The sequence below is a fragment of the Pseudomonas sp. Fl4BN1 genome (genome assembly GCF_009908285.1).
Classification (GTDB): Bacteria; Pseudomonadota; Gammaproteobacteria; order Pseudomonadales; family Pseudomonadaceae; genus Aquipseudomonas.
The window spans coordinates 181,511-202,200 of the sequence record NZ_JAAARM010000010.1; the positions used below are offsets into that span (position 1 = coordinate 181,511).

Below are 20,690 nucleotides of genomic sequence, written 5' to 3' on the forward strand. Positions count from 1 at the left end.
CCGAGTGGCGGACGCTTTACAGGGCCTTGCTGACGCTGACGTCGCTGATGACATCGCCGGATTGGCCATGCAGCGCTTCGAGGGCGGCCAGGGCTTCTTCCTGGGTGCCGGTTTCGAGTTGGGCGAATTCGAAGCGGCGCTCACCGTTGAGTTTGTATTTGATGACGTATTTGGTGGTGTGGGGCACGGGAATACCTGTTGTCGCGAAGAGGCTGGGGCTTAGCGCAGTTTCGAGCTGGAGCGCCGGATGATGCGGATCGAGTGCGTCAGGTTCGGCTTGCGAGTCACGCTGATGGGACGACGGTTGACGGTGTCGATGGTGATATTCCAGAAACCGGTGCTCGGTGCCGTGATCTTCGCCGGGAACTGGTCGAAAGCCCCGCCGTGATAGGTATGGCGGCCGCCGTTCTTGAAGCTGCGGAAGTTGGCATCGTTCATCAGACGAATGTTGCAGACCTGGGAGCATTCGATGACGACGATATCGTCTTCGTTCAGGTGCTCGCGCTGGTGGATGAATTTCATGGGCGCCTCCAGAAGGGCTATATCTACAAAAGCAAAAAACGTTTGCGTGGGCGATGGCGGAGTTTATCAGGCCCAAAGGGTTATTATTCGAACCCGGTGTCGGGCTTTGACAATTTAAAACAGTTATTTGGATTTTTATCGGCGATAAAGCCGGGCCTCCGGAGAAAAACAGCGCCTTTGCTGTCGGAAGGACTTTATTGGAGATTTCATATGAAACGGTGGGTATGGATTCTGGCCTTGGCAATCAGTGGCTGTGCGACTGTCTCGGACATCGACCAGACGCCGCCGACGCTGAGTGTCATTTCTGGCAAAAAGCCTCAGGAATACGTCACCTGCTTGACCGGGAAGCTCGCCGACAGCCGTGGCGCATTGCAAGTCGAGCCGCATAAAGATGGCTATCGAGTGATTGTTCCGCAGAGCCTGTCACCAGCTCCGGCGGCGGTCTTCTATATTGAAGGGCGCTCTAGTGGCAGCAGCATCAAGTTGCATGAGCAGATGTCCAACAACCCTTTGCGTCCTCAGGATGTGCGCAAGGCCGCAGAGGCGTGCATCTCTGGTTGAGTCCTGAAGCAACAGCACTGCCCCGAGCCTGCTGACGTACCGATCTTGAATGGGGGGTGTGTCAGCAGGCTTTTTGCTGCCCTGGAGAAACATTGCATTCAACGGCTTTCATTCAATGTAAAAGCGCCAATTTCGCGTTGTCGCCGTGGATCAATTGACCTACTATTTGTGTGCTTATATCAACTAGGTCTAAGCATATAACTAGAATAATGGAGTTCATATGATCCCACTGGATCGAATGCTATTGAGTGGCCTGATGCTGCTGTTTGTGCAAACTGCCCATGCCGTGGACGGGCAGAAAATCTTCACCCAGGGCGGCGCCCAGCCGGGTGCGACGGCCTGCCTGGCCTGCCATGGTGCGGATGGCATGGGCCTGGCGCCCGCCGGTTTTCCGCGTCTTGCCGGGCTGCCGGCGGCCTACCTCGGCAAGCAGTTGCACGACTTTCGCAGCGGTGCCCGCACCAGCCCGGTCATGCAACCTCTGGCCAAAGCCTTGAGTGAAGACGAAATCACTGCGGTGACCACTGCCCTGGCAGCCATGCCCGGGCCGAAAACCGCAACGGTCAGCCGCAGCCAGGCGGCCACCGGCGTCGGTGAACGTTTGGCATTGCGCGGTGCCTGGGAGCGGCAGATTCCCGAGTGCGTCAGTTGCCACGGCCCTGGCGGCGTGGGTGTTGGCGAGGCCTTTCCGCCGCTGGCCGGCCAGCCTGCCACTTACCTGGTGGCGCAGTTGAACGCCTGGCGCGAGGGCAGCCGGCACAATGACCCCAATGACCTGATGGGGCATATCGCCAAATCCCTGAGTGCCGAAGAAGTTGCCGCAGTGGCGGATTACTTCGCGAGCTTGAATCAACCGGAGGCGCGACCATGAAACCATTGATTGCAGGGGCGCTGATGGCGTTGCTCGCGGTTCAGGTGCAGGCAGCCACCATCGTCATGGAAGATCAGTCGCAGATTCCGGCGCCAAATGCTCCCGCGCATGCCGACTACTTCAAGCCGCCGGCCGAGAGCGAGTTGCCGGACAACGCCTATGGCAAGTTGGTACGTGAGGGGCATGCGTTGTTTGTCGACACCAAGCGCCGAGCGCCACAGTACGTGGGCAACGGGCTCAACTGCAGTAACTGCCACCTTGATCAGGGGCGTTTGGCCAACTCCGCGCCGCTCTGGGGCGCCTACCCGATGTACCCCGCATATCGCAAGAAAAACGACAGGGTGAACACCTTTGCCGAGCGCCTGCAGGGCTGCTTCCAGTTCAGCATGAACGGCGGTAAGCCGCCGGCGGCAGACAGCCCGGAAATTACTGCGTTGTCGGTGTATGCCTATTGGCTGGCGAGCAAGGCGCCGCTGGGCGTGGAGTTGCCTGGGCGCGGTTATCCCGATGTGGCGCAGCCTGCCAAGGGCTACGACCTGAAACAGGGTGGCGCGGTGTATCAGGCGCAGTGCGCGGTTTGTCATGGCGAGCAAGGCCAGGGGCAGAAGGTGGGAGCGGATTACGTGATGCCGCCACTCTGGGGCAAGGATTCCTACAACTGGGGGGCGGGAATGCATCGGATCAACACCGCCGCGTCCTTTATCAAGCACAACATGCCGTTGGGCAAAGGGGGCAGCTTGAGTGATCAGCAGGCATGGGACGTGGCGGCCTTCGTCAACAGCCATGAGCGACCTCAGGATCCGCGCCTGGTGGAAGGCTCGATCGAGAAGACCCGCGTCAAGTTTCACGCCAATGATGGGGTGAATTTATACGGTCAGACGGTAGAAGGCGTGCTGATAGGCCAGGGCATCCGATAAACTGTCGCCTATCGTCAACGATGCCGCCCAGGCTTGCGCTTTGGCGGCGTCGTCTTTTTTGGAGAAAGCATGAAGCGGGAACACGTCAGGGAAAAGCATGCAGAGGGCTCGATCTCTGCCACCCATGTGATTCAGAACCCGGCCAATTCGGGGGAATGGATCGTGTTCTTCAAGAAAAGCGCTGGGCGCAGCTACTTCTTGGTGGATGAGAGCGACGAGGTGGAATCCTTTTCCCGTCTTGACGACCTGATCGAAACCATTCGTGGCCTGGGGATCAAGTTCGCCGAAATTCACATGTAGCGGGTGTTCGCCCTCTACTTGCAGACCACCACCACGCTACGACTTTTATAGTTGCCAACGTCGACTCCCAGGGTTTTGTCGCTCTCCTTGGGGGAGGGCGTGCCTTGGGTGCTGACGATCCGATAGCCGGTACCGGCGCAGGATGCCTCGGCTTTTTCGTAGCAACTGGCCCAGGAGCCGGCTTCTCCGGAGCAATCGATGCTCAGGCCCGGCTCGCCGTTGGCCAGGTAGGTATTGGACGCGGTAGCGCATCCGCTCAGGGCCAGTACCGCAGTGACAGTGAGAAGTCTGTTCATGGGGGATTTCATCATCTTGGAGGAGGAAGCATTGGGGTCTGTCATCTAGTTGGCGATGCTATAGCCAGTGGCCATTTCGGTACAGTGCATCACCTTAGTCAGCGGTGACTGCTGAAAAGTGCCGTGACCCGGGCGGCGCGGCACTTTGTCGGTGGCATTCTGGCCGCACCTTGTGCCCTGGGGAGTGCCATCAGTGGCAACAGGGATATAGCCTGAAAAACTACTTGAAAGGCTACTTTGCAAGCCTCTTCGAGGCGCGCCCTTGAGCCATTGGCGCGCGCGTACAGGCGCTGGTTTAAGGGGGCTGCGGCGTTTTGAAGGTTTACGCCGCAGGCTATCTGGTGGATGCTGCGGAACTATCTTGAGCTTTATTTCTCTATGATGGCAGCGGTTAGCTAGCGGGGGGCATTGTAAGGTGCACGCCGCCTGATTAGACTGCGCCGAAACTTGTACGCACAGCCTTTTTAAGGACTCATATGATCAAGAAATGCTTGTTCCCAGCAGCCGGTTACGGTACTCGCTTCCTGCCAGCGACTAAAGCCATGCCTAAAGAAATGCTGCCGGTGGTGAACAAGCCACTGATCCAGTACGGCGTTGAAGAAGCGCTGGACGCTGGATTGACTGAAATCTCCATCGTGACCGGGCGTGGCAAACGCGCCCTCGAAGACCACTTCGACATCAGTTACGAGCTGGAAAACCAGATCAAGGGCACCGACAAGGAAAAATACCTGGTCGGTATCCGCAAGCTGTTGGACGAGTGCTCGTTTTCCTACACCCGTCAGACCGAGATGAAAGGCCTGGGTCACGCGATCCTGACCGGTCGTCCGCTGATCGGTGACGAACCGTTCGCGGTAGTCCTGGCTGACGACCTGTGTGTGAACCTGGAGGGCGACGGCGTCCTGACCCAGATGGTCAAGCTGTACAAGCAGTACCGCTGCACCATCGTTGCGATCCAGGAAGTTGATCCGCAGGAAACCAACAAGTACGGCGTGATCGCTGGTGACTTGATTGGCGACGATCTTTACCGTGTGCGTAACATGGTCGAGAAGCCAAAGCCGGAAGATGCACCGTCGAACCTGGCGATCATTGGTCGTTACATTCTGACGCCGGACATCTTCAGCCTGATCGAGCAGACCGAGCCAGGCAAGGGTGGTGAAATCCAGATTACCGACGCCCTGATGAAGCAGGCGCAGGACGGTTGCGTGATTGCCTACAAGTTCAAGGGTCAGCGTTTCGACTGCGGTGGCGCCGAAGGCTACATCGAAGCGACCAACTTCTGTTTCGAGCACTTCTACAAGACCGGCAAGGCTTACTGATAGTCGCTGCACGGGTTTGTCGGGAAAAGCCACCTTCGGGTGGCTTTTTCATTTGTCGCCCTTATGTCCATCCTCTGCGCTGACCCGATCGCCATCTGCGGTTATGCTTGTCAGCCTGCCTGGGAGAGTGAAATGGCCTACGATTTTGATCTTTATGTAATTGGCGCCGGTTCCGGTGGTGTGCGTTGCGCGCGATTCGCCGCAGGCTTCGGGGCGAAAGTCGCGGTTGCCGAAAGCCGCTATCTGGGTGGTACCTGTGTCAACGTTGGTTGCGTGCCAAAAAAACTCTTGGTGTACGGTGCCCACTTTGCCGAGGACTTCGAACAGGCCTCGGGTTTTGGCTGGTCGCTGGGTGAGGCGAACTTTGACTGGGCAACCCTGATTGGCAACAAGGATCGCGAAATCAATCGCCTCAACGGCATCTACCGCAATCTGCTGGTCAACAGCGGCGTGACCTTGCATGAGGGGCATGCCAGGTTGATCGATCCGCATCAGGTGGAGGTCAATGGCCAGCGTTACACCGCCAAGCACATTCTGATTGCTACCGGCGGCTGGCCGCAGATCCCGGATATTCCGGGGAGCGAGCATGCCATCAGTTCCAACGAGGCGTTCTTCCTCAAAGAGTTGCCTGGGCGTGTTCTGGTGGTGGGTGGTGGTTATATCGCGGTGGAGTTTGCCGGGATTTTCCATGGTCTGGGTGCGAAGACGCAGCTGCTGTATCGCGGTGATCTGTTTCTGCGAGGCTTTGATAGTGCGGTACGCAAGCACTTGCAGGAAGAACTGACCAAGCGTGGCCTGGGGCTGCAATTCAATGCTGATATCGAGCGCATCGACAAGCAGGCTGATGGCAGCCTTGAAGTCACCCTCAAGGATGGCCGCAAGCTGTTGGCGGATTGCGTGTTCTACGCCACCGGCCGCCGGCCGATGCTCGACAACCTGGGGCTGGAGAACACCGGGGTCAAGCTCGACAAGCGTGGTTTTGTCGAGGTGGACGACCAGTACCAGAGCAGCGAACCGTCGATCCTGGCGATTGGCGATGTGATCGGTCGCGTGCAACTGACGCCTGTAGCCCTGGCTGAAGGCATGGCGGTTGCTCGACGCCTGTTCAAGCCCGAGCAGTATCGTCCAGTGGATTACCAGATGATCCCGACGGCGGTCTTCAGTTTGCCGAACATTGGCACTGTTGGCCTTACCGAGGAACAGGCGCGTGAGGCGGGGCACAGGGTACAGATTTTCGAAAGCCGTTTCCGGCCGATGAAGCTGACCCTGACCGATTGCCAGGAGCGTACCCTGATGAAGCTGGTGGTGGATGCCGACAGCGACAAGGTGCTGGGCTGCCATATGGTCGGCCCGGACGCCGGGGAAATCGTTCAGGGCCTGGCGATTGCCCTGAAGGCAGGGGCGACCAAGCGCGACTTCGACGAAACCATCGGTGTGCATCCGACGGCCGCCGAAGAGTTCGTCACCATGCGCACCCCTGTCGCGGGCTGATCACGAGTCCGCTGTTGCGTCTGGCTGGGCGTTGCTTATGGCGGCCAGGCGCAGCGCCTCAAGGCCGGTCTCGGCCTTGGTGGCGCGCAACTCCAGCTCCTTGCTCAGTCGGGTCTGTTGATCGGCCTTTTGCTTGAGTGTCTGAATCTCTTCTGAAGCTACGCGCAAGCGTTCCTGGAGTAGGGTGTTCTCGCTGTCCTGGCGAGCCAGCTGCTCGCTGAGTCGTGCCTGCTGGGCGGCGCTTTTGCTCGCACCATCCTGGGTTTGTTTCAGCTCTTTATGGGTGGCCCGTTGTTCGCTGAGCAGGCGTTCGTTGTCGCGATGCAGTTGGGTGATTTCATCCTGGCGCAGCAGCGCGCTCTGCTGGGCCTGACGTAACTCCATCTGCGCCTGCTGCAATTGCCCTTCGTGACGGCGCTGTTCCTGTTCGCGCTGTTCCTTGCTGGCGGCGCGGTAATGTTCCAGGGCGTCCCGGGCGTGCAGGTGCTTTTCCTCCAGGGAGCGGATCTGCTGCTCCTTGTCTTCCAGGCGCAGGTGGCAGTCCTTGAGTGCCTGGTTGATTTCGGCGTTGCGGGTCTGCTCGCTCTGCAGCATGGAGCGGGTGTTTTGCAGTGCCGTGCTTTCACCCGCCAGGGCGCTGGCCTGGATCTGCAGTTGCCGTTGCAGCTGATCTTCGTTGCGCCGAGCTTCATTCAGCACTTGTTCCAGGGCCTGCTTCTGCTCTTCGAAGTGGGCGAGGGCCTGTTCCAGAGGCTCCTGGGCTTGCTCCTGCAGGCGTTGGGCCAGTCGTCCCACCAGCTCGCCCAATTCTTCGTCCAGCGCTACCGGCCCTGCGTCGCGGCGGGAGGTGCCGTCGTCGAGTTCTTTCAGGTAGCGGTGGATGGTGGTTTTCGAGCCGGTATTGCCCATTTCTATGCGTACGGCATCGATGCTGGGGTGTTCGCCGCGGGCAAGAATCGCTTGGCGCGCCTTCTTTACTACTGCCTTGTTTATGCCTCCACGAGCCATGCATCCTCCGACGATTTAGTACTGTGTTACGTGGTATGTAATTACTGATAATTGTACAGGAGGGTTCGAGCTTTCGATAGCAAGAATATAACCTGGGATATACTGGTATTACCCCGTGTCATAGCCTTCAATGGCTACTTTCGCCCATTCCCGCCCTGTACCTGCCTGAGTCGAGTCTCCATGAGTGAGCTGGATCGTTATCTGCAAGCCGCCACCCGCGACAACACCCGTCGCAGCTATCGGGCGGCAATCGAGCATTTCGAGGTGCATTGGGGCGGGTTCCTGCCGGCGACGGCGGAAAGCGTGGCGCGCTATCTCGCAACCTATGCCGGGACGTTGTCGATCAACACCTTGAAGTTGCGCCTCTCGGCCCTGGCCCAGTGGCACAACAGCCAGGGCTTTGCCGATCCGACCAAGGCCCCGGTGGTGCGGCAGGTGTTCAAGGGTATTCGTGCGGTGCACCCGGTTCAGGAGAAGCAGGCCGAACCGTTGCAACTGCAGCACCTGGAGCAGGTGATTGCCTGGCTCGATGGGGAGGCCGCGACTGCCAGCGACGAGGGTCGTCAGGCTGACTGGCTGCGGGCCCGGCGTGACCGGGCGCTGATCCTGCTGGGATTCTGGCGCGGGTTTCGCAGTGATGAGCTGTGCCGCCTGCAGATCGAACACGTGCAGGCCAACGCCGGTTCCGGCATTAGCCTCTATTTACCGCGCAGCAAGAGTGATCGCGAAAACCTTGGTCGGACCTTTCACACCCCGGCCTTGCAGCGCCTGTGTCCGGTGCAGGCCTATATCGAGTGGATCAACAGTGCGGCGCTGGTCCGTGGGCCGGTGTTTCGCGGTATCGACCGCTGGGGGCACTTGAGTGAGCAGGGGCTGCATGCCAACAGTGTGATTCCGCTGCTGCGCCAGGCCCTGGAGCGCGCCGGGATCGCCGCCGAGCACTACACCAGCCACTCGCTGCGTCGTGGCTTTGCCACCTGGGCTCATCGCAGCGGCTGGGACTTGAAGTCGCTGATGAGCTATGTCGGCTGGAAGGACCTGAAGTCCGCAATGCGTTACGTCGAAGCCAGTCCATTCATGGGCATGGCGCGGATAGACGAAAAGCCGGTTCGGCAGTAGATACAGGTTTCTTCTATTAATACTGTGGGCTGATAGCAAAACCCTATCGAAGGCATCGGCTTTACCAATGAGCCAAGCGGCGAGTCATTGGCTAGGATTCTCCCCATCAAGTTTCACCCAACATTTTCAACCACTGATGGAGAGTCAACGATGCCTATCATCAACAGCCAAGTTAAACCATTCAAAGCTACCGCATTCAAAAACGGCGCATTCGTCGAAGTGTCGGACGCCGATCTGAAGGGCAAATGGTCTGTCGTGTTCTTCTACCCGGCTGACTTCACCTTCGTCTGCCCAACCGAGCTGGAAGACCTGGCCGACAACTACGCCGAATTCCAGAAACTGGGCGTTGAGATCTACAGCGTTTCCACCGACACCCACTTTGCTCACGCGGCCTGGCACAACACTTCGCCAGCCATCGGCAAGATCCAGTACACCATGATCGGCGACCCGACCCTGGCCATCTCCCGCAACTTCGACGTGCTGATCGAAGAAGCTGGCCTGGCTGACCGTGGCACCTTTGTGATCAACCCTGAAGGCCAGATCAAGATCGTTGAAATCAACGATGGCGGTGTAGGCCGTGACGCTTCCGAGCTGCTGCGCAAGATCAAGGCCGCTCAGTACGTCGCTGCTCACCCAGGCGAAGTCTGCCCAGCCAAGTGGAAAGAAGGCGAGGCCACCCTGGCTCCGTCCCTGGACCTGGTCGGCAAGATCTAAGTCCGTGAGTTATCCAAGGGCGGTCATCCGCACTTAAGTCAGCTGCACCGCCCTCAAATAACGCCCGGGCGAGATTCGCTCGGGCGTTGTTTTTTCTACCGAATCAAAACAGGAGATCGCCCGTATGTTGGACGCCAATCTTAAAGCTCAGTTGAAGTCATACCTGGAACGGGTCACCCAGCCGATCGAGATCGTCGCCTCTCTCGACGACGGTGCGAAATCCCAGGAAATGCTCGCGTTACTCAAAGATATCGTCAGCCTTTCCACACAGATTACCTTGCTCGACAACGGCACCGATGCGCGCAAGCCTTCGTTCTCGTTGAATCGCCCGGGCAGTGATATCAGCCTGCGTTTCGCTGGTATCCCCATGGGCCACGAATTTACCTCCTTGGTGCTGGCCCTGCTGCAAGTCGGCGGTCATCCATCCAAGGCCAGCGCTGAAGTGATCGAGCAGATCCGCTCGCTCAAGGGCGAGTTCAACTTCGAAACCTACTTCTCGCTGTCCTGCCAGAACTGCCCGGACGTGGTCCAGGCGCTGAACCTGATGGCGGTGCTCAACCCGAATATCCGCCACGTGGCCATCGACGGCGCGTTGTTCCAGGCCGAGGTCGACGAGCGCAAGGTCATGGCTGTGCCCAGCGTCTACCTCAACGGCATGAACTTCGGTCAGGGGCGCATGGGCCTGGAAGAAATCCTGGCCAAGCTCGATACCGGTGCGATAGAGAAGCAGGCGCAGAAGCTCAATGCCAAACAGGCTTTTGACGTGTTGGTGGTCGGCGGTGGCCCTGCCGGCGCTTCGGCGGCCATCTATGCTGCGCGCAAGGGCATTCGCACCGGTGTTGCTGCCGAGCGCTTCGGCGGCCAGGTGCTGGACACCATGGCCATCGAGAACTTCGTTTCGGTGCAAGAGACCGAGGGGCCGAAACTGGCTGCGGCGCTGGAAGCCCATGTCAAGCAGTACGACGTCGATATCATGAACCTGCAGCGCGCCAGCGCGCTGATACCGGCGAAGGAAGTCGGCGGGCTGCACGAGATCCGCTTCGAAAGCGGCGCCAGCCTCAAGGCCCGGTCGGTGATTCTGGCCACCGGTGCCCGCTGGCGTGAGATGGGCGTGCCGGGTGAGCAGGAATACAAGGCCAAGGGTGTGTGCTTCTGTCCGCACTGTGATGGTCCGCTGTTCAAGGGCAAGCGGGTGGCAGTGATTGGCGGCGGCAACTCCGGCGTCGAAGCGGCCATCGATCTGGCGGGTATCGTCAGCCATGTGACCTTGCTGGAGTTCGACAGCAAGCTGCGCGCCGACGCTGTACTGCAACGCAAGTTGCACAGCCTGCCCAACGTCAAGGTGATTACCAGTGCCTTGACCAGCGAAGTGAAAGGCGATGGGCAGAAGGTCACTGGCCTGGTCTACAAGGACCGTGATTCAGGTGAGTTCCATACGGTCGACCTCGAAGGCATCTTCGTGCAGATCGGGCTGTTGCCCAACACCGACTGGCTCAAAGGTTCGGTCGAGCTGTCGCCTCGCGGCGAGATCATTGTCGATGCCCGTGGTGAGACTTCGCTGCCGGGCGTGTTCGCCGCCGGTGATGTCACCACCGTGCCATACAAGCAGATCGTGATTGCGGTAGGCGAGGGCGCCAAGGCTTCTCTCAGCGCCTTTGATCACTTGATCCGCACCTCCGCCCCGGCGTAATTTGCCTGGCGGAAAAACAAAACCCCATGAGCTTGGCTCATGGGGTTTTTTATTGCCGCTCTTATAGGGGCGGTCCCTACAGCAAGCCGGTTGTTACAGCGCAGTCGGCTGGATGATTTCAACCCAGTAGCCATCCGGGTCCTTGATGAAGGCCAGGCTCTTCATGCGACCATCGTTCAGGCGCTTCTGGAAGTCGCAGCCCAAGGCTTCGAAGCGTTCGCAGGCAGCAACGATATCCGGAACCGAGATGCAGATGTGACCGAAGCCACGCGGGTCGCTGTTGCCGTTGTGGTAGGCGAAGTCCGGGTCGTTCTCGGTGCCGTGGTTATGGGTCAGTTCGAGAATGCCGGGGATCGATTTCATCCATTCGGTACGTGCTGCTGCATCTGCCGGGATCTGCGACTTATCCACTAGGGCCAGGAAGTACAGGCTGAATTCGGCTTCGGCAAAGTCGCGTTTTTCCACCAGGGAAAACCCCAGTACCCGGGTATAGAAATCCAGGGAGCGAGTGATGTCCTTGACGCGCAACATGGTGTGGTTGAACACGAAGCGGGCAGTGGCGGCGTCCGGTTGGGCGGTCACGCCAGGGAAAGTGTTGAGTTCGTTAAGGCTCATGGCCCCTCCAGAAAAAAGTGCCGCCAGGGCCGCTCGCAAGCACGAGCGGGCCCTTGGTCGGCAATGGTTCGGACATCCTTGGAATTGGCCAATGATACGCAAGTGGGCCGGATGGCGCCAAACCCAAAGCTCCTGATCTATTGCCCATTCCTGGCGCGGGGCTCAGACTTCAAGACCCGTTCCTTTAGTGTGCAGCAGTATGATCAAGTCGTTTAAAACCGGGGTCGCGGCCCTGATCCTGATGGCCTTGGCTGGTGTTGTGCAGGCCGATCCGCAAGTGACCTGGCCCGAGGGCTGGACAGTGGAACCGGTGCCGCCCCAGGAGGCAGATCAGGCCGCCAAGGTTTCCCGGCAGCGCGCGGTAAAGAATGACGCTGCGGGCAATCCGCAGATGGTCATGGAATTGACCATGACCCAGGTCGATAGCGGACATGTGGTCAATCTTCAGGGAGTGTTGCTGGAGATGCGCAAGTCAGTGCAGAAAGACTTTGCCCAAGGTGGCTATCAGAGTGTTTGTAACAAGATTCATGCTGCACAACTGAGTCGTCTCGAAGCTCTGGAGACCACTTGCACCATTACCCAGAATGGGCGACATGTGCTGTCGCAAACATTGGTAGCAGCTCTGGATGGGGATAAGGCTTATGTACTTTCATACGCAGGTCAGGCGGCCGCTTATGCGGACAGCAAGGATCAAGTACTCGCTGTACGAAATAGCCTTAAACTTTGAGGAAAATTCTGACGTGGTGGGTTTGCTTTCCGCGTATTTGCGGTTCGTTATCGAAAAGGCATTAGGTTCGAAGTCAGCCGAGAGGGCTGAGGTTATTGAAGTCGGGGCATGAGGCGTTGTTTCAACAGCGCTACGGTAGAGGAAGCATGCGATTTGCACCGAATCTTGCCTTAGATTCAAGTCGTAATAAGAATATTCTTATCAATGTAAAAGGCCCTGCATATGCAGGGCCTTTTTCGGTTGCGGCTTTGTTCAAGCGCGCAGCCAGGAATCCACAGTGGCGGCGCCGTACTGTTCTTTCCAGGCTTTCAGGCCGCGGTGATTACCGCCTTTGGTTTCAATCAGTTCACCGGTGTGCGGGTTCTGATAGACCTTGACCACGCGCGCGCGGCGCTGTTTAGGTGCGTTGGCCTGTGGCAGGCCGGTTTTACCCAGGTTTGGATCAAGGATTGCAATGATGTCACGCAGGCTTTTGTCATAGGACTTCATCAGGGCCTGAAGTTTTTCTTCGAACTCGATTTCTTTCTTGAGTCCGGCGTCGTTCTTCAGGGATTCAAGCTGTGCGAGCTGTTCTTGAAGTGCTTTCTCTGCAGCACGAAATTCAGCAAGTCTGGACAATATCTTCACTCCAATAGTCTATTTTGGCTGATGCAAACCACAAACAAAGCTATAAGCCATGAGCCGGTTAAGGTTCGATTAAGTGGCCTACCTGTGAATCTTGTACAGGCATGAAAAATTGTAGTAGTTAATGCGCCAAGAGTAAATCAGGTTGTTCTTGTTTGAGCCAGTATTTGCCATTTGATGCACATGGATGCATGTCTCGAGTTGTGTCTCGAGCACTTTTTGTTCTGGTATGGCTATTTAATGGCGCGCTAGAGCCGCAACAAATTCCACGCTGGGCATAGGCCGTCCAAATAAATAACCCTGGAGGAAGTCAACACCTTGGGCAGCCAGGTAATCCCGCTGTTCGGGAGTTTCAATACCTTCGGCGACTATGCCCAGATCGAGTTTGGCCGAGAGTTCGATAATGCTGTCGAGTATATGCAGGGACAGTGCGTCGGCACCGATCATGGCAACGAAGCTCTGATCGATCTTCAAGTAGTCGACATTGAACTTGCGCAGGTAACCCAGGCTGGAGTGCCCAGTGCCAAAGTCATCCAGGGCGACCATCACCCCCATCTCGTGCAGGGCGGCAAACAGCTGCTGGGTGATTGCCGTGGGTTCGATCAGTTCGCGCTCGGTCAGCTCCAGCACCAGGATCACCTTGCCGGGCGGGAAGGCTGCGAGAAACTCTTGGCAATCTTCCAGCAACTGCAGGTCATGGCAGTGGCTGGCGGTGATATTGATGCCGATATGGAAGCCGTCGATGAAGTCCTTGGCGTGAGGGGCCAGCGCTTGCATGGTTTGCTGCATCAGTGAGCGGGTCATTGGCACGATCAGCCCCGAGTGTTCGGCGAATGGGATGAACAGGTCCGGACGTACCAGGCCCTCTTTCGGGTGTTGCCAGCGCATCAGTACTTCAATGCCAGCCCATTGCAGGGTATCGCCGCGCACCACCGGCTGAAAATATGGAATGAACTCCCGGGCTTCCAGCGCCCGGCGCAGTTCATGGCTGGGTGAGGCGGAGCGTTTCTGCAGCCAGTGGGCGAGAACGCCAGCGCCGGCGCCTAGAAATACCAGCAGGCTGAACAGTGCCGGGTACTGGCTTTTCATGTATTTCCAGACGTCGCCATCGGGAAACCCGGCACTGACGCTGTAGGGATAGCGCGATGAACTCAGGTGCTGGCTGGCTAGCGCTGCCAGGGGAGGCGCGCCATCGCGGACCTTGCCGTCACGGGACAGCCAATGCTCGCCCACCTGCAGTTGCAAATGAGCGAAGCGGCTGATCAGGCGCAAGGCGTTGGTCAAGTGATAGCCGTCGATGGTCGCCAGGGCTGCGCGCTCGCCTTCACTCCAGCGGTAGACCAGCAAGGCAGTGTCTGGGGTGACCGGGTTGCCGTTCATCAGCCAGAGGCGGCCGTCAACATAGTCCTCGGGATTGAGCGGGAACGCGGAGCGACCTAACAATGAACTGCAATAGTTGCTGTCACGCCACACCAGATTGGTCGAGCGCACGAATGGCCGGCGGGTAACCTGATCGCGTAGGGCCAGTTGTCGCACCTCATCGCAGTCCTGGCCCACCTGGGGCAGCAGCGCCCTGGCGGCGATGTCGGTGTTGTCCAGCATCAGGTCGAACTGGCGAATCGCCTCCTCGGCGGTTTCCAGGCTACTGCGCGTCAGCGCCCGTTCTGCCTGGGTGTAGAGGATGACGCTGCCCAGCCCGATGGGGAGCAGTATCGCCAGGAGTGTCCAGAATGTGCGGGTAGAGCGCTTCAGTGGACCTTTGGCGGTCAGGGGCATGGAACGAACCTGTGACGGGGGAGGGGCGTGACAACGTTTGGTCGCCGCCGTGGCAGCGGCCGCCTCCTGGCGTTGTCTCGATCATCGCAGGATAGTCGGCTTTGCGAGACGATACAGACGTTGCGCGTGCTGGATAAAGGCCAGGGTCGCCGGCGATGACTGGCGCTGGTCCAGCACGGCAATGCCTATCTGGCGCTGCACCGCCGGCGACAACGCCTTGCTCACATAACGAGGGTCCATGACCTTGGGCAACGACAGCTCGGCAACGATGCTCAGGGCGTCGCCCCGGGCCACGGTTTCCAGGGTGCTGAGCAGTTGTGAGCAGCGGTAGCGAATGTTGGGACTCAAGCCGGCCCCGATGAACAGCTTTGAGACCAGCTCCGACGAGCCGGCCTCGGTGAGCACGAAAGGGTCTTGGCACAGCTGCTCAAGACTCAAGTGTTTCTCTCGGGCCAGGGCATGGTTGGCGGGAATCAACGCCAGCAACTGGTCTTGCAGTAACGCGAAGGTATCGAAGCGCTCTTCGGGCAGCACCACGAAGCCCAGATCGATACGCCGTTCCTCAAGCCATTGCAGGACCTGGCGATCCGGCCCCTCATCAATGTGCACCTCGATCCCGGGGAACTCTCCACGGTACTGCTCAAGGATTCGCGGCAACAGGCGCATGGAGGCGGTGGGCCCGAACGAGCCGATGCGCAAGGTGCCGCGCTTCATGCCCCGGGCATCCGCAGCTTCCTGTTCCAGGGTCGCCGCCAGGCCGAGCATGGCGCGGGCTCGCAACAACAGCTGCCGGCCGATATCCGTGAGTTCGATCGGAGCCTGATGGCGCAAAAACAGCTCGACCCCCAACTCCTGCTCCAGGGACTTGATGGCGTGGGAGACGGCTGACTGAGTGATCCCCAGGCGCGTTGCCGCACTGGTGAAGCCCTGGAGTTCGGCGACTCGGGAAAAAATCTCTAATTGGGTCAGGGTCATGAGTAAAAGCTCATTTTACGATGAGTTTGCATTAGACAAAGAATAGCGTCACAGCACAAACCCAATGCCTCAGAGCGTGATGACCATGAGTGAAATCAATATCCGTGGCCCCTTGGTGGCCCGGCACAGTGACCTGGCGGTCTACGGCAAACTGGCGGCAGTCAGCATGATCTGGGGCGGCACCTTCGTTGCCGGACGCTACCTTGCCGGCGAACTCTCACCGCTATTGGCCGCCAGCCTGCGCTTTCTCCTCGCCAGCCTGGCCTTGCTCGGCTGCATGGCACTGGCGCGGATTCCCCTGGTTCGTCCGAGCCTCAAGCAGTTCGGCCAACTGGCGCTGCTGGGGTTCTTCGGGATCTTCTTCTACAACCTGTGTTTCTTCCTCGGCCTGCAACAGATCAACGCCTCACGGGCGTCACTGATCGTGGCGTTGAATCCGGTGGTGATCGCCCTGGCGTCCTGGGCGCTGTTCAAGGAACCCCTGAGCCGGCGCCAACTGCTGGGCATCGTGCTGTGCCTGAGCGGTTCTGCGTTGGTGATCTGCAGTCGTGATCCCGCGGCGCTGATCCACCAGGCGGGTGGCTGGCGCGGTGACCTGCTGATTCTCGGCTGTGTCCTGGGCTGGGGCGTGTATTCGCTGTTTTCCAGAAGCCTCAATCAGAGCCTCGGTCCCTTGCAGACCGTGACTTACTCGATCCTCCTGGGCACCCTGATGCTGTGCGCGGCGACCCTGGCGCGGGGGGAGTTCGACCTGCAAGCGCTGGCCCGGTTGAACCTGGGCCAATGCCTGAGCCTGCTGTACCTGGGCCTGATGGGCTCGGCGCTGGCCTATATCTGGTACTACGACGGTCTGCGGCGAATCGGCGCCACCCGTTCCGGAGTGTTCATCGCCCTCAATCCGCTGACGGCGGTGATCCTTGGCGCACTGTTGCTGGGGGAGCCGTTGAGCCTGGTGGTGGGCCTGGGCGGGGTGTTGATCCTGTGGGGCATCTACCAGAGCAACAAACCGCTTGCGGGCGGCGGCAAAAAGGCGATTTTATAGAGAATGCGGACAAAGGCTTTTACGCTGTGTAGAATCCGGTTACGCATACAATAATAAAGTCTTCTGGCAGCAGAAGCCTCGTCCCCCAGCCTGTAAGCAAGACAGGGTCGAAATGAAGATTCTCGGGTTTCAACTGATCTACGGTGATTTCCTCGCCCGCAGCGTGCGGGGCATTTCCTGCGCACCCCCTTCTTTCCTCAGCATTGATAGCAACTAACGATCCGTTAATTCTAAAAATATGATGAGGCGCCAACCATGGCAGATATCTTCGAAAACCCAATGGGCCTGATGGGCTTTGAATTCATCGAATTCGCATCGCCTACCCCCAATACCCTCGAACCGATCTTCGAGATCATGGGTTTCACCAAAGTCGCGACCCATCGTTCAAAAGACGTGCACTTGTATCGTCAGGGCGAGATCAACCTGATCCTCAACAACGAGCCTCACAGCGTCGCGTCGTACTTTGCGGCCGAGCACGGCCCGTCCGTATGCGGCATGGCGTTCCGGGTCAAGAACGCCCAGCAAGCCTACGCCCGCGCACTGGAACTGGGCGCCCAGCCGATTCATATCGCCACCGGGCCGATGGAACTGAACCTGCCGGCGATCAAGGGCATCGGCGGCGCGCCGCTGTACCTGATCGACCGTTACGGCGAAGGCAGCTCGATCTATGACATCGACTTCGTCTACCTCGAAGGCGTGGACCGCAACCCTCCGGGTGCCGGCCTGAAGATCATCGACCACCTGACCCACAACGTGTATCGCGGGCGCATGGCCTACTGGGCCGGCTTCTACGAGAAACTGTTCAACTTCCGCGAGATCCGTTACTTCGACATCAAGGGCGAGTACACCGGCCTGACCTCCAAGGCCATGACCGCTCCGGACGGCATGATCCGCATCCCGCTGAACGAGGAATCGTCCAAGGGCGCCGGGCAGATCGAAGAGTTCCTGATGCAGTTCAACGGCGAGGGCATCCAGCACGTGGCGTTCCTCACCGACGACCTGGTCCAGACCTGGGATCGCTTGAAGAAGATCGGCATGCGCTTCATGACCGCACCGCCCCAGACCTACTACGAAATGCTCGAAGGCCGCCTGCCGAACCACGGCGAACCGGTCGACGAACTGCGGTCCCGGGGCATCCTGCTGGATGGCTCGTCGGAAGCCGGCGACAAGCGCCTGCTGCTGCAGATCTTCTCGGAAACCCTGATGGGGCCGGTGTTCTTCGAATTCATCCAGCGTAAAGGCGACGATGGTTTCGGTGAAGGCAACTTCAAGGCACTGTTCGAATCGATCGAACGCGACCAGGTGCGTCGTGGTGTACTCGCCACCGAGTAACCCCCGGCACGCTTGAGCGCATGGCCCGATCAGGCGCAACCTGATCGGGCTTTATTTTGCCTGTCGGTTGGCGATAGTGAATGTGTTAATGTTCTCGCCTTTATTTTCCAGCCCTTGACCGACGCCTCGATGAAAACCCCCAGACCTTCCCTGACCTTGACCTTGCTGCAGGCCCGTGAGGCCGCCATGGCCTTTTTTCGTCCATCGCTGAACCAGCACGACCTGACCGAACAGCAATGGCGGGTCATTCGCATCCTGCGCCAGAACGGCGAACTGGAGAGCCATCAACTGGCGAAGATGGCCTGCATCCTACCGCCGAGCATGACGGGCGTGTTGACCCGGCTTGAGCGAGACGAGTACGTCAGCCGGCGCAAGTCCCCGGAGGACCAGCGCCGCCTGTTCATTACCCTGACCGAAAAGGGTCAGGCCTGTTTCGAGTCCATGAGCGGTGACATGGAAATCAACTACCAGAAGATCCAGCAGCAGTTTGGCGAAGAGAAGATGCAAGCCTTGCTCGCATTGCTCAACGAACTGAAACAGATCAAGCCCTGAGCCCTTGCGGTGGTGCAGTCGGTGGCCGGTGATCTAGGCCACAGGTTGGCAAAACGTGCTTCACCGCTGGAAGCACGCCCGGGTATTTTCAGCGCCGGCGCTGCTGGCGCAGCAGATGGCGCACGCCTTCAAGCACCAGCACCAGCACCGCCAGCCAGATCGGTACATAGGTCAGCCATTCCCCGGGCTTGATGCTTTCCCCCAGCAACAGCGCCACCAGCAACAGCAGTACCGGCTCGACATAACTGAGCAGGCCGAACAGGCTGAAGGCCAGCGAGCGGCTGGCAATGATGTAGCACACCAGCGCCGAGGCACTGATCACCCCCAGCAGGGGAATCAGCAGGTACAACCCGGGATGGGCCGCCACCACGCCAAACCCTTGTTCACCGCCTTGCACAAACCACAGCGCCACGGGTATCAGCAGGGCCATGTCCAGCCACAGGCCACCCAGGTGGTCGGCCCTCAGGCGCCGGCGCAGGATGAAGTACAACGGGTAACCCACGGCCACCACCAGGGTCGCCCAGGAAAAGCTGCCGACTTGATACAACTCGTTGAGCACCCCGAGGCAGGCCAGCACCGCAGCGACTTTCTGCAAGCGTGACAGGCGCTCGCCATACACCACGCGCCCGGTCAGGACCATGGTCAGCGGCAGCAGGAAGTAACCCAGGGACACATCCAGGCTGTGGCCGTTCAGCGGTGCCCACATGAACAGCCAGAGCTGCACCCCCACCAGGGCCGAGGACAGCAGCAGCGCCAGGCACAGTACCGGTTTGACGCGCACCCGCCGCAGCACTTCGCCGACCCGATACCACTCTCCGCTGAACAGCATGAACAGGGTCATGCAGGGCAGGGTCAGCAACATCCTCCAACCGAAGATCTCCACCCCGGTCAGGGGCGCCAGCAGCGAAGTGTAGAAATACATGACGGCAAACAGCACCGACGCCAGAACCGATAACGCAATACCTTTAGACACACTGTCCTCGTAAAACCCGAACGCTCGGGATGCATAGAAATAGGGGGGGAGAGAAGCGAGGGGCAATATAGAGGGTTTGCCGCGAGTTTTTTGCTCTGATTGCGACCCCCCGGCGGGATATTTTCTCGTTTAAGCCGGCCGTAGGGGCAGTCCTGCCGGCGCAGAGGCCGGTGGTGAGCGCCTTTGCGCCACCACCGGCGGCCTTCAACCGATGCGCGGAAAACGCCCCGAGACGAAGTGGCTGACATCATTGAAACCCGGGGTCGAGGCGTGCCCCGGGGTTACCAGGGAGTCGATGAAGGCCTCGTCCTCGGGGCTGATTTGCACCTCCAGGGCCCGGGTATAGGCGTCCCACTGGGCTTCGGTACGGGGCCCGACGATGGCCGAGCTCACCGCCTGGTTGTTCAGCACCCAGGCGATGGCGAACTCGACGATGCCGACCCCGCGACTCTGGGTGTAGGCCTGGATCTGCTGGGCGATGCGCAAGGATTCGACCCGCCATTCGGTCTCCAGGATGCGCTTGTCCTGGCGCCCGGCGCGGCTGTTGCTGTCCGGGACCACATCCGCGGCGTACTTGCCACTGAGCACACCGCGGGCCAGGGGGCTATAGGGCACCACGCCCAGGCCATAGGCATTGGCGGCGGTGATCTGCTCGCCCTCGGCCTGGCGGTTGACGATGTTGTACAGCGGCTGGCTGATCACCGGGCGGTCGACCCCCAGTTGATCGGCAATGCGCACCGCCTCGGCAATCCGCCAGCCGCGATAGTTGGACAACCCCCAATAACGGATCTTGCCCTGGCGCAACAGGTCGCCGATGGCCGAGATGCTCACCTGCAGTGGGGTGTCCTGGTCTTCGCGGTGCAGGTAGTAGATGTCCAGGTAATCGGTGCCAAGCCGGGTCAGACTGGCGTCGATGCCGTTGAAAATGTGTTTGCGGCTCAAGCCGCTGCGATTGGGCAAACCATCCAGGGGACCAAAGCCGACCTTGGAGGCCAGTACCCACTCCTGCCGGTGGCGGGCGATGGCCTCGCCGACGATCTCCTCGGAGCGGCCCTGGGTGTAGACGTCGGCGGTGTCGATGAAGTTGATCCCCTGGTCCCAGGCCTTGTCGATGATGCGCAGCGAGTCTTCGGTGCTGGTCTGCTCGCCGAACATCATGGTGCCCAGGGTCAGGCTGGAAACCTTGAGGCCGGAGTGGCCGAGGATGCGATAGCTCATGGCGAAATCCTTGTGCTAGAGAGGTGCGGGGCCGTTTCCGGCGCTCTGAGT

General features: G+C 59.3%; 23 protein-coding genes. 13 read left to right on the top strand and 10 right to left on the bottom strand.

Annotated elements, in window-relative coordinates; translation table 11 throughout:
* Positions 1-16: 16 nt before the first annotated feature.
* Both GV818_RS34125 and GV818_RS14050 read right to left on the bottom strand, forming a co-directional pair.
* A complete protein-coding gene (locus GV818_RS34125) occupies positions 17-187 on the bottom strand; it encodes a hypothetical protein (protein WP_372242092.1) in 171 nt (56 codons plus the stop codon).
* A 32-nt stretch (positions 188-219) separates the two neighbouring features.
* Positions 220-522, bottom strand: coding sequence for a DUF1883 domain-containing protein (locus tag GV818_RS14050; protein ID WP_161757177.1), 303 nt, complete (start codon positions 520-522; stop codon positions 220-222).
* A gap of 210 nt (positions 523-732) precedes the next feature.
* Here GV818_RS14050 and GV818_RS14055 point away from each other — a divergent pair, with 210 nt between their 5' ends.
* The 4 genes from GV818_RS14055 (at position 733) to GV818_RS14070 (ending at position 3,171) form a co-directional block, all read left to right on the top strand.
* Complete coding sequence (locus tag GV818_RS14055) at positions 733-1,083, top strand: hypothetical protein (RefSeq protein WP_161757329.1); 351 nt, start codon at positions 733-735, stop codon at positions 1,081-1,083.
* A 220-nt stretch (positions 1,084-1,303) separates the two neighbouring features.
* Positions 1,304-1,954, top strand: coding sequence for a c-type cytochrome (locus tag GV818_RS14060; protein ID WP_161776829.1), 651 nt, complete (start codon positions 1,304-1,306; stop codon positions 1,952-1,954).
* On the top strand, positions 1,951-2,871 hold the full coding sequence (locus tag GV818_RS14065; protein ID WP_161757175.1) for a c-type cytochrome: 921 nt from the start codon (positions 1,951-1,953) through the stop codon (positions 2,869-2,871). Before GV818_RS14060 ends, GV818_RS14065 begins: the two co-directional genes overlap by 4 nt.
* 69 nt (positions 2,872-2,940) lie before the next feature.
* Positions 2,941-3,171, top strand: a complete 231-nt coding sequence (locus GV818_RS14070; protein ID WP_161757174.1) for a hypothetical protein — start codon at positions 2,941-2,943, stop codon at positions 3,169-3,171.
* 14 nt (positions 3,172-3,185) lie between these two features.
* Here the strand turns inward: GV818_RS14070 and GV818_RS14075 are convergent, their stop codons facing one another.
* The gene (locus GV818_RS14075; protein ID WP_161757173.1) at positions 3,186-3,467 is read right to left on the bottom strand and encodes a hypothetical protein; all 282 of its coding nucleotides are present in this window, start codon (positions 3,465-3,467) and stop codon (positions 3,186-3,188) included.
* A gap of 476 nt (positions 3,468-3,943) precedes the next feature.
* On the opposite strand from GV818_RS14075, the gene galU reads away from it, so the two are divergent.
* Positions 3,944-4,783, top strand: coding sequence for a UTP--glucose-1-phosphate uridylyltransferase GalU (gene galU, locus GV818_RS14080; protein ID WP_161757172.1), 840 nt, complete (start codon positions 3,944-3,946; stop codon positions 4,781-4,783).
* A gap of 132 nt (positions 4,784-4,915) precedes the next feature.
* A complete protein-coding gene (gene gorA / locus GV818_RS14085; RefSeq protein ID WP_161776830.1) occupies positions 4,916-6,274 on the top strand; it encodes a glutathione-disulfide reductase in 1,359 nt (452 codons plus the stop codon).
* Here the strand turns inward: gorA and GV818_RS14090 are convergent, their stop codons facing one another.
* Positions 6,275-7,282 carry a DNA-binding protein gene (locus GV818_RS14090; protein ID WP_161776831.1) on the bottom strand — a complete coding sequence of 336 codons (1,008 nt, stop codon included), beginning with the start codon at positions 7,280-7,282 and terminating at the stop codon, positions 6,275-6,277.
* A gap of 180 nt (positions 7,283-7,462) precedes the next feature.
* Here GV818_RS14090 and GV818_RS14095 point away from each other — a divergent pair, with 180 nt between their 5' ends.
* From GV818_RS14095 to ahpF, 3 genes are all read left to right on the top strand, one after another.
* Positions 7,463-8,401 (top strand): site-specific integrase, encoded by a 939-nt coding sequence (locus tag GV818_RS14095; protein WP_161776832.1) that lies wholly within the window; start codon positions 7,463-7,465, stop codon positions 8,399-8,401.
* Positions 8,402-8,551: 150 nt separating this feature from the next.
* The gene (gene ahpC, locus GV818_RS14100; RefSeq protein ID WP_011061677.1) at positions 8,552-9,115 is read left to right on the top strand and encodes an alkyl hydroperoxide reductase subunit C; all 564 of its coding nucleotides are present in this window, start codon (positions 8,552-8,554) and stop codon (positions 9,113-9,115) included.
* Positions 9,116-9,239: 124 nt separating this feature from the next.
* Positions 9,240-10,805, top strand: a complete 1,566-nt coding sequence (gene ahpF, locus GV818_RS14105) for an alkyl hydroperoxide reductase subunit F (protein WP_161776833.1) — start codon at positions 9,240-9,242, stop codon at positions 10,803-10,805.
* Between the two features lie 93 nt (positions 10,806-10,898).
* Here ahpF and gloA read toward each other — a convergent pair whose 3' ends face one another.
* Positions 10,899-11,420, bottom strand: coding sequence for a lactoylglutathione lyase (gene gloA / locus GV818_RS14110; protein ID WP_161757167.1), 522 nt, complete (start codon positions 11,418-11,420; stop codon positions 10,899-10,901).
* A 199-nt stretch (positions 11,421-11,619) separates the two neighbouring features.
* Between gloA and GV818_RS14115 the strand changes: the two genes are divergently transcribed.
* Positions 11,620-12,147, top strand: a complete 528-nt coding sequence (locus GV818_RS14115; protein ID WP_161776834.1) for a DUF4946 domain-containing protein — start codon at positions 11,620-11,622, stop codon at positions 12,145-12,147.
* 252 nt (positions 12,148-12,399) lie between these two features.
* Here the strand turns inward: GV818_RS14115 and GV818_RS14120 are convergent, their stop codons facing one another.
* The 3 genes from GV818_RS14120 to GV818_RS14130 all read right to left on the bottom strand — a co-directional run bounded on the left by GV818_RS14120 (position 12,400) and on the right by GV818_RS14130 (position 15,522).
* Positions 12,400-12,765, bottom strand: coding sequence for a histone-like nucleoid-structuring protein, MvaT/MvaU family (locus GV818_RS14120; protein ID WP_161757328.1), 366 nt, complete (start codon positions 12,763-12,765; stop codon positions 12,400-12,402).
* 243 nt (positions 12,766-13,008) lie between these two features.
* The gene (locus GV818_RS14125) at positions 13,009-14,547 is read right to left on the bottom strand and encodes an EAL domain-containing protein (protein WP_161757165.1); all 1,539 of its coding nucleotides are present in this window, start codon (positions 14,545-14,547) and stop codon (positions 13,009-13,011) included.
* A gap of 81 nt (positions 14,548-14,628) precedes the next feature.
* Positions 14,629-15,522 (bottom strand): LysR family transcriptional regulator, encoded by an 894-nt coding sequence (locus GV818_RS14130; RefSeq protein WP_161776835.1) that lies wholly within the window; start codon positions 15,520-15,522, stop codon positions 14,629-14,631.
* Positions 15,523-15,601: 79 nt separating this feature from the next.
* On the opposite strand from GV818_RS14130, the gene GV818_RS14135 reads away from it, so the two are divergent.
* The 3 genes from GV818_RS14135 to hpaR all read left to right on the top strand — a co-directional run bounded on the left by GV818_RS14135 (position 15,602) and on the right by hpaR (position 18,448).
* On the top strand, positions 15,602-16,564 hold the full coding sequence (locus tag GV818_RS14135; protein WP_372242093.1) for a DMT family transporter: 963 nt from the start codon (positions 15,602-15,604) through the stop codon (positions 16,562-16,564).
* Positions 16,565-16,819: 255 nt separating this feature from the next.
* Complete coding sequence (gene hppD, locus GV818_RS14140; protein ID WP_161776837.1) at positions 16,820-17,896, top strand: 4-hydroxyphenylpyruvate dioxygenase; 1,077 nt, start codon at positions 16,820-16,822, stop codon at positions 17,894-17,896.
* Between the two features lie 129 nt (positions 17,897-18,025).
* Positions 18,026-18,448, top strand: coding sequence for a homoprotocatechuate degradation operon regulator HpaR (hpaR, locus tag GV818_RS14145; RefSeq protein WP_161757161.1), 423 nt, complete (start codon positions 18,026-18,028; stop codon positions 18,446-18,448).
* Between the two features lie 88 nt (positions 18,449-18,536).
* Here the strand turns inward: hpaR and rarD are convergent, their stop codons facing one another.
* Both rarD and GV818_RS14155 read right to left on the bottom strand, forming a co-directional pair.
* Positions 18,537-19,421, bottom strand: coding sequence for an EamA family transporter RarD (rarD, locus tag GV818_RS14150; RefSeq protein WP_161776838.1), 885 nt, complete (start codon positions 19,419-19,421; stop codon positions 18,537-18,539).
* 204 nt (positions 19,422-19,625) lie between these two features.
* A complete protein-coding gene (locus GV818_RS14155; protein WP_161757159.1) occupies positions 19,626-20,639 on the bottom strand; it encodes an aldo/keto reductase in 1,014 nt (337 codons plus the stop codon).
* Positions 20,640-20,690 lie beyond the last annotated feature (51 nt).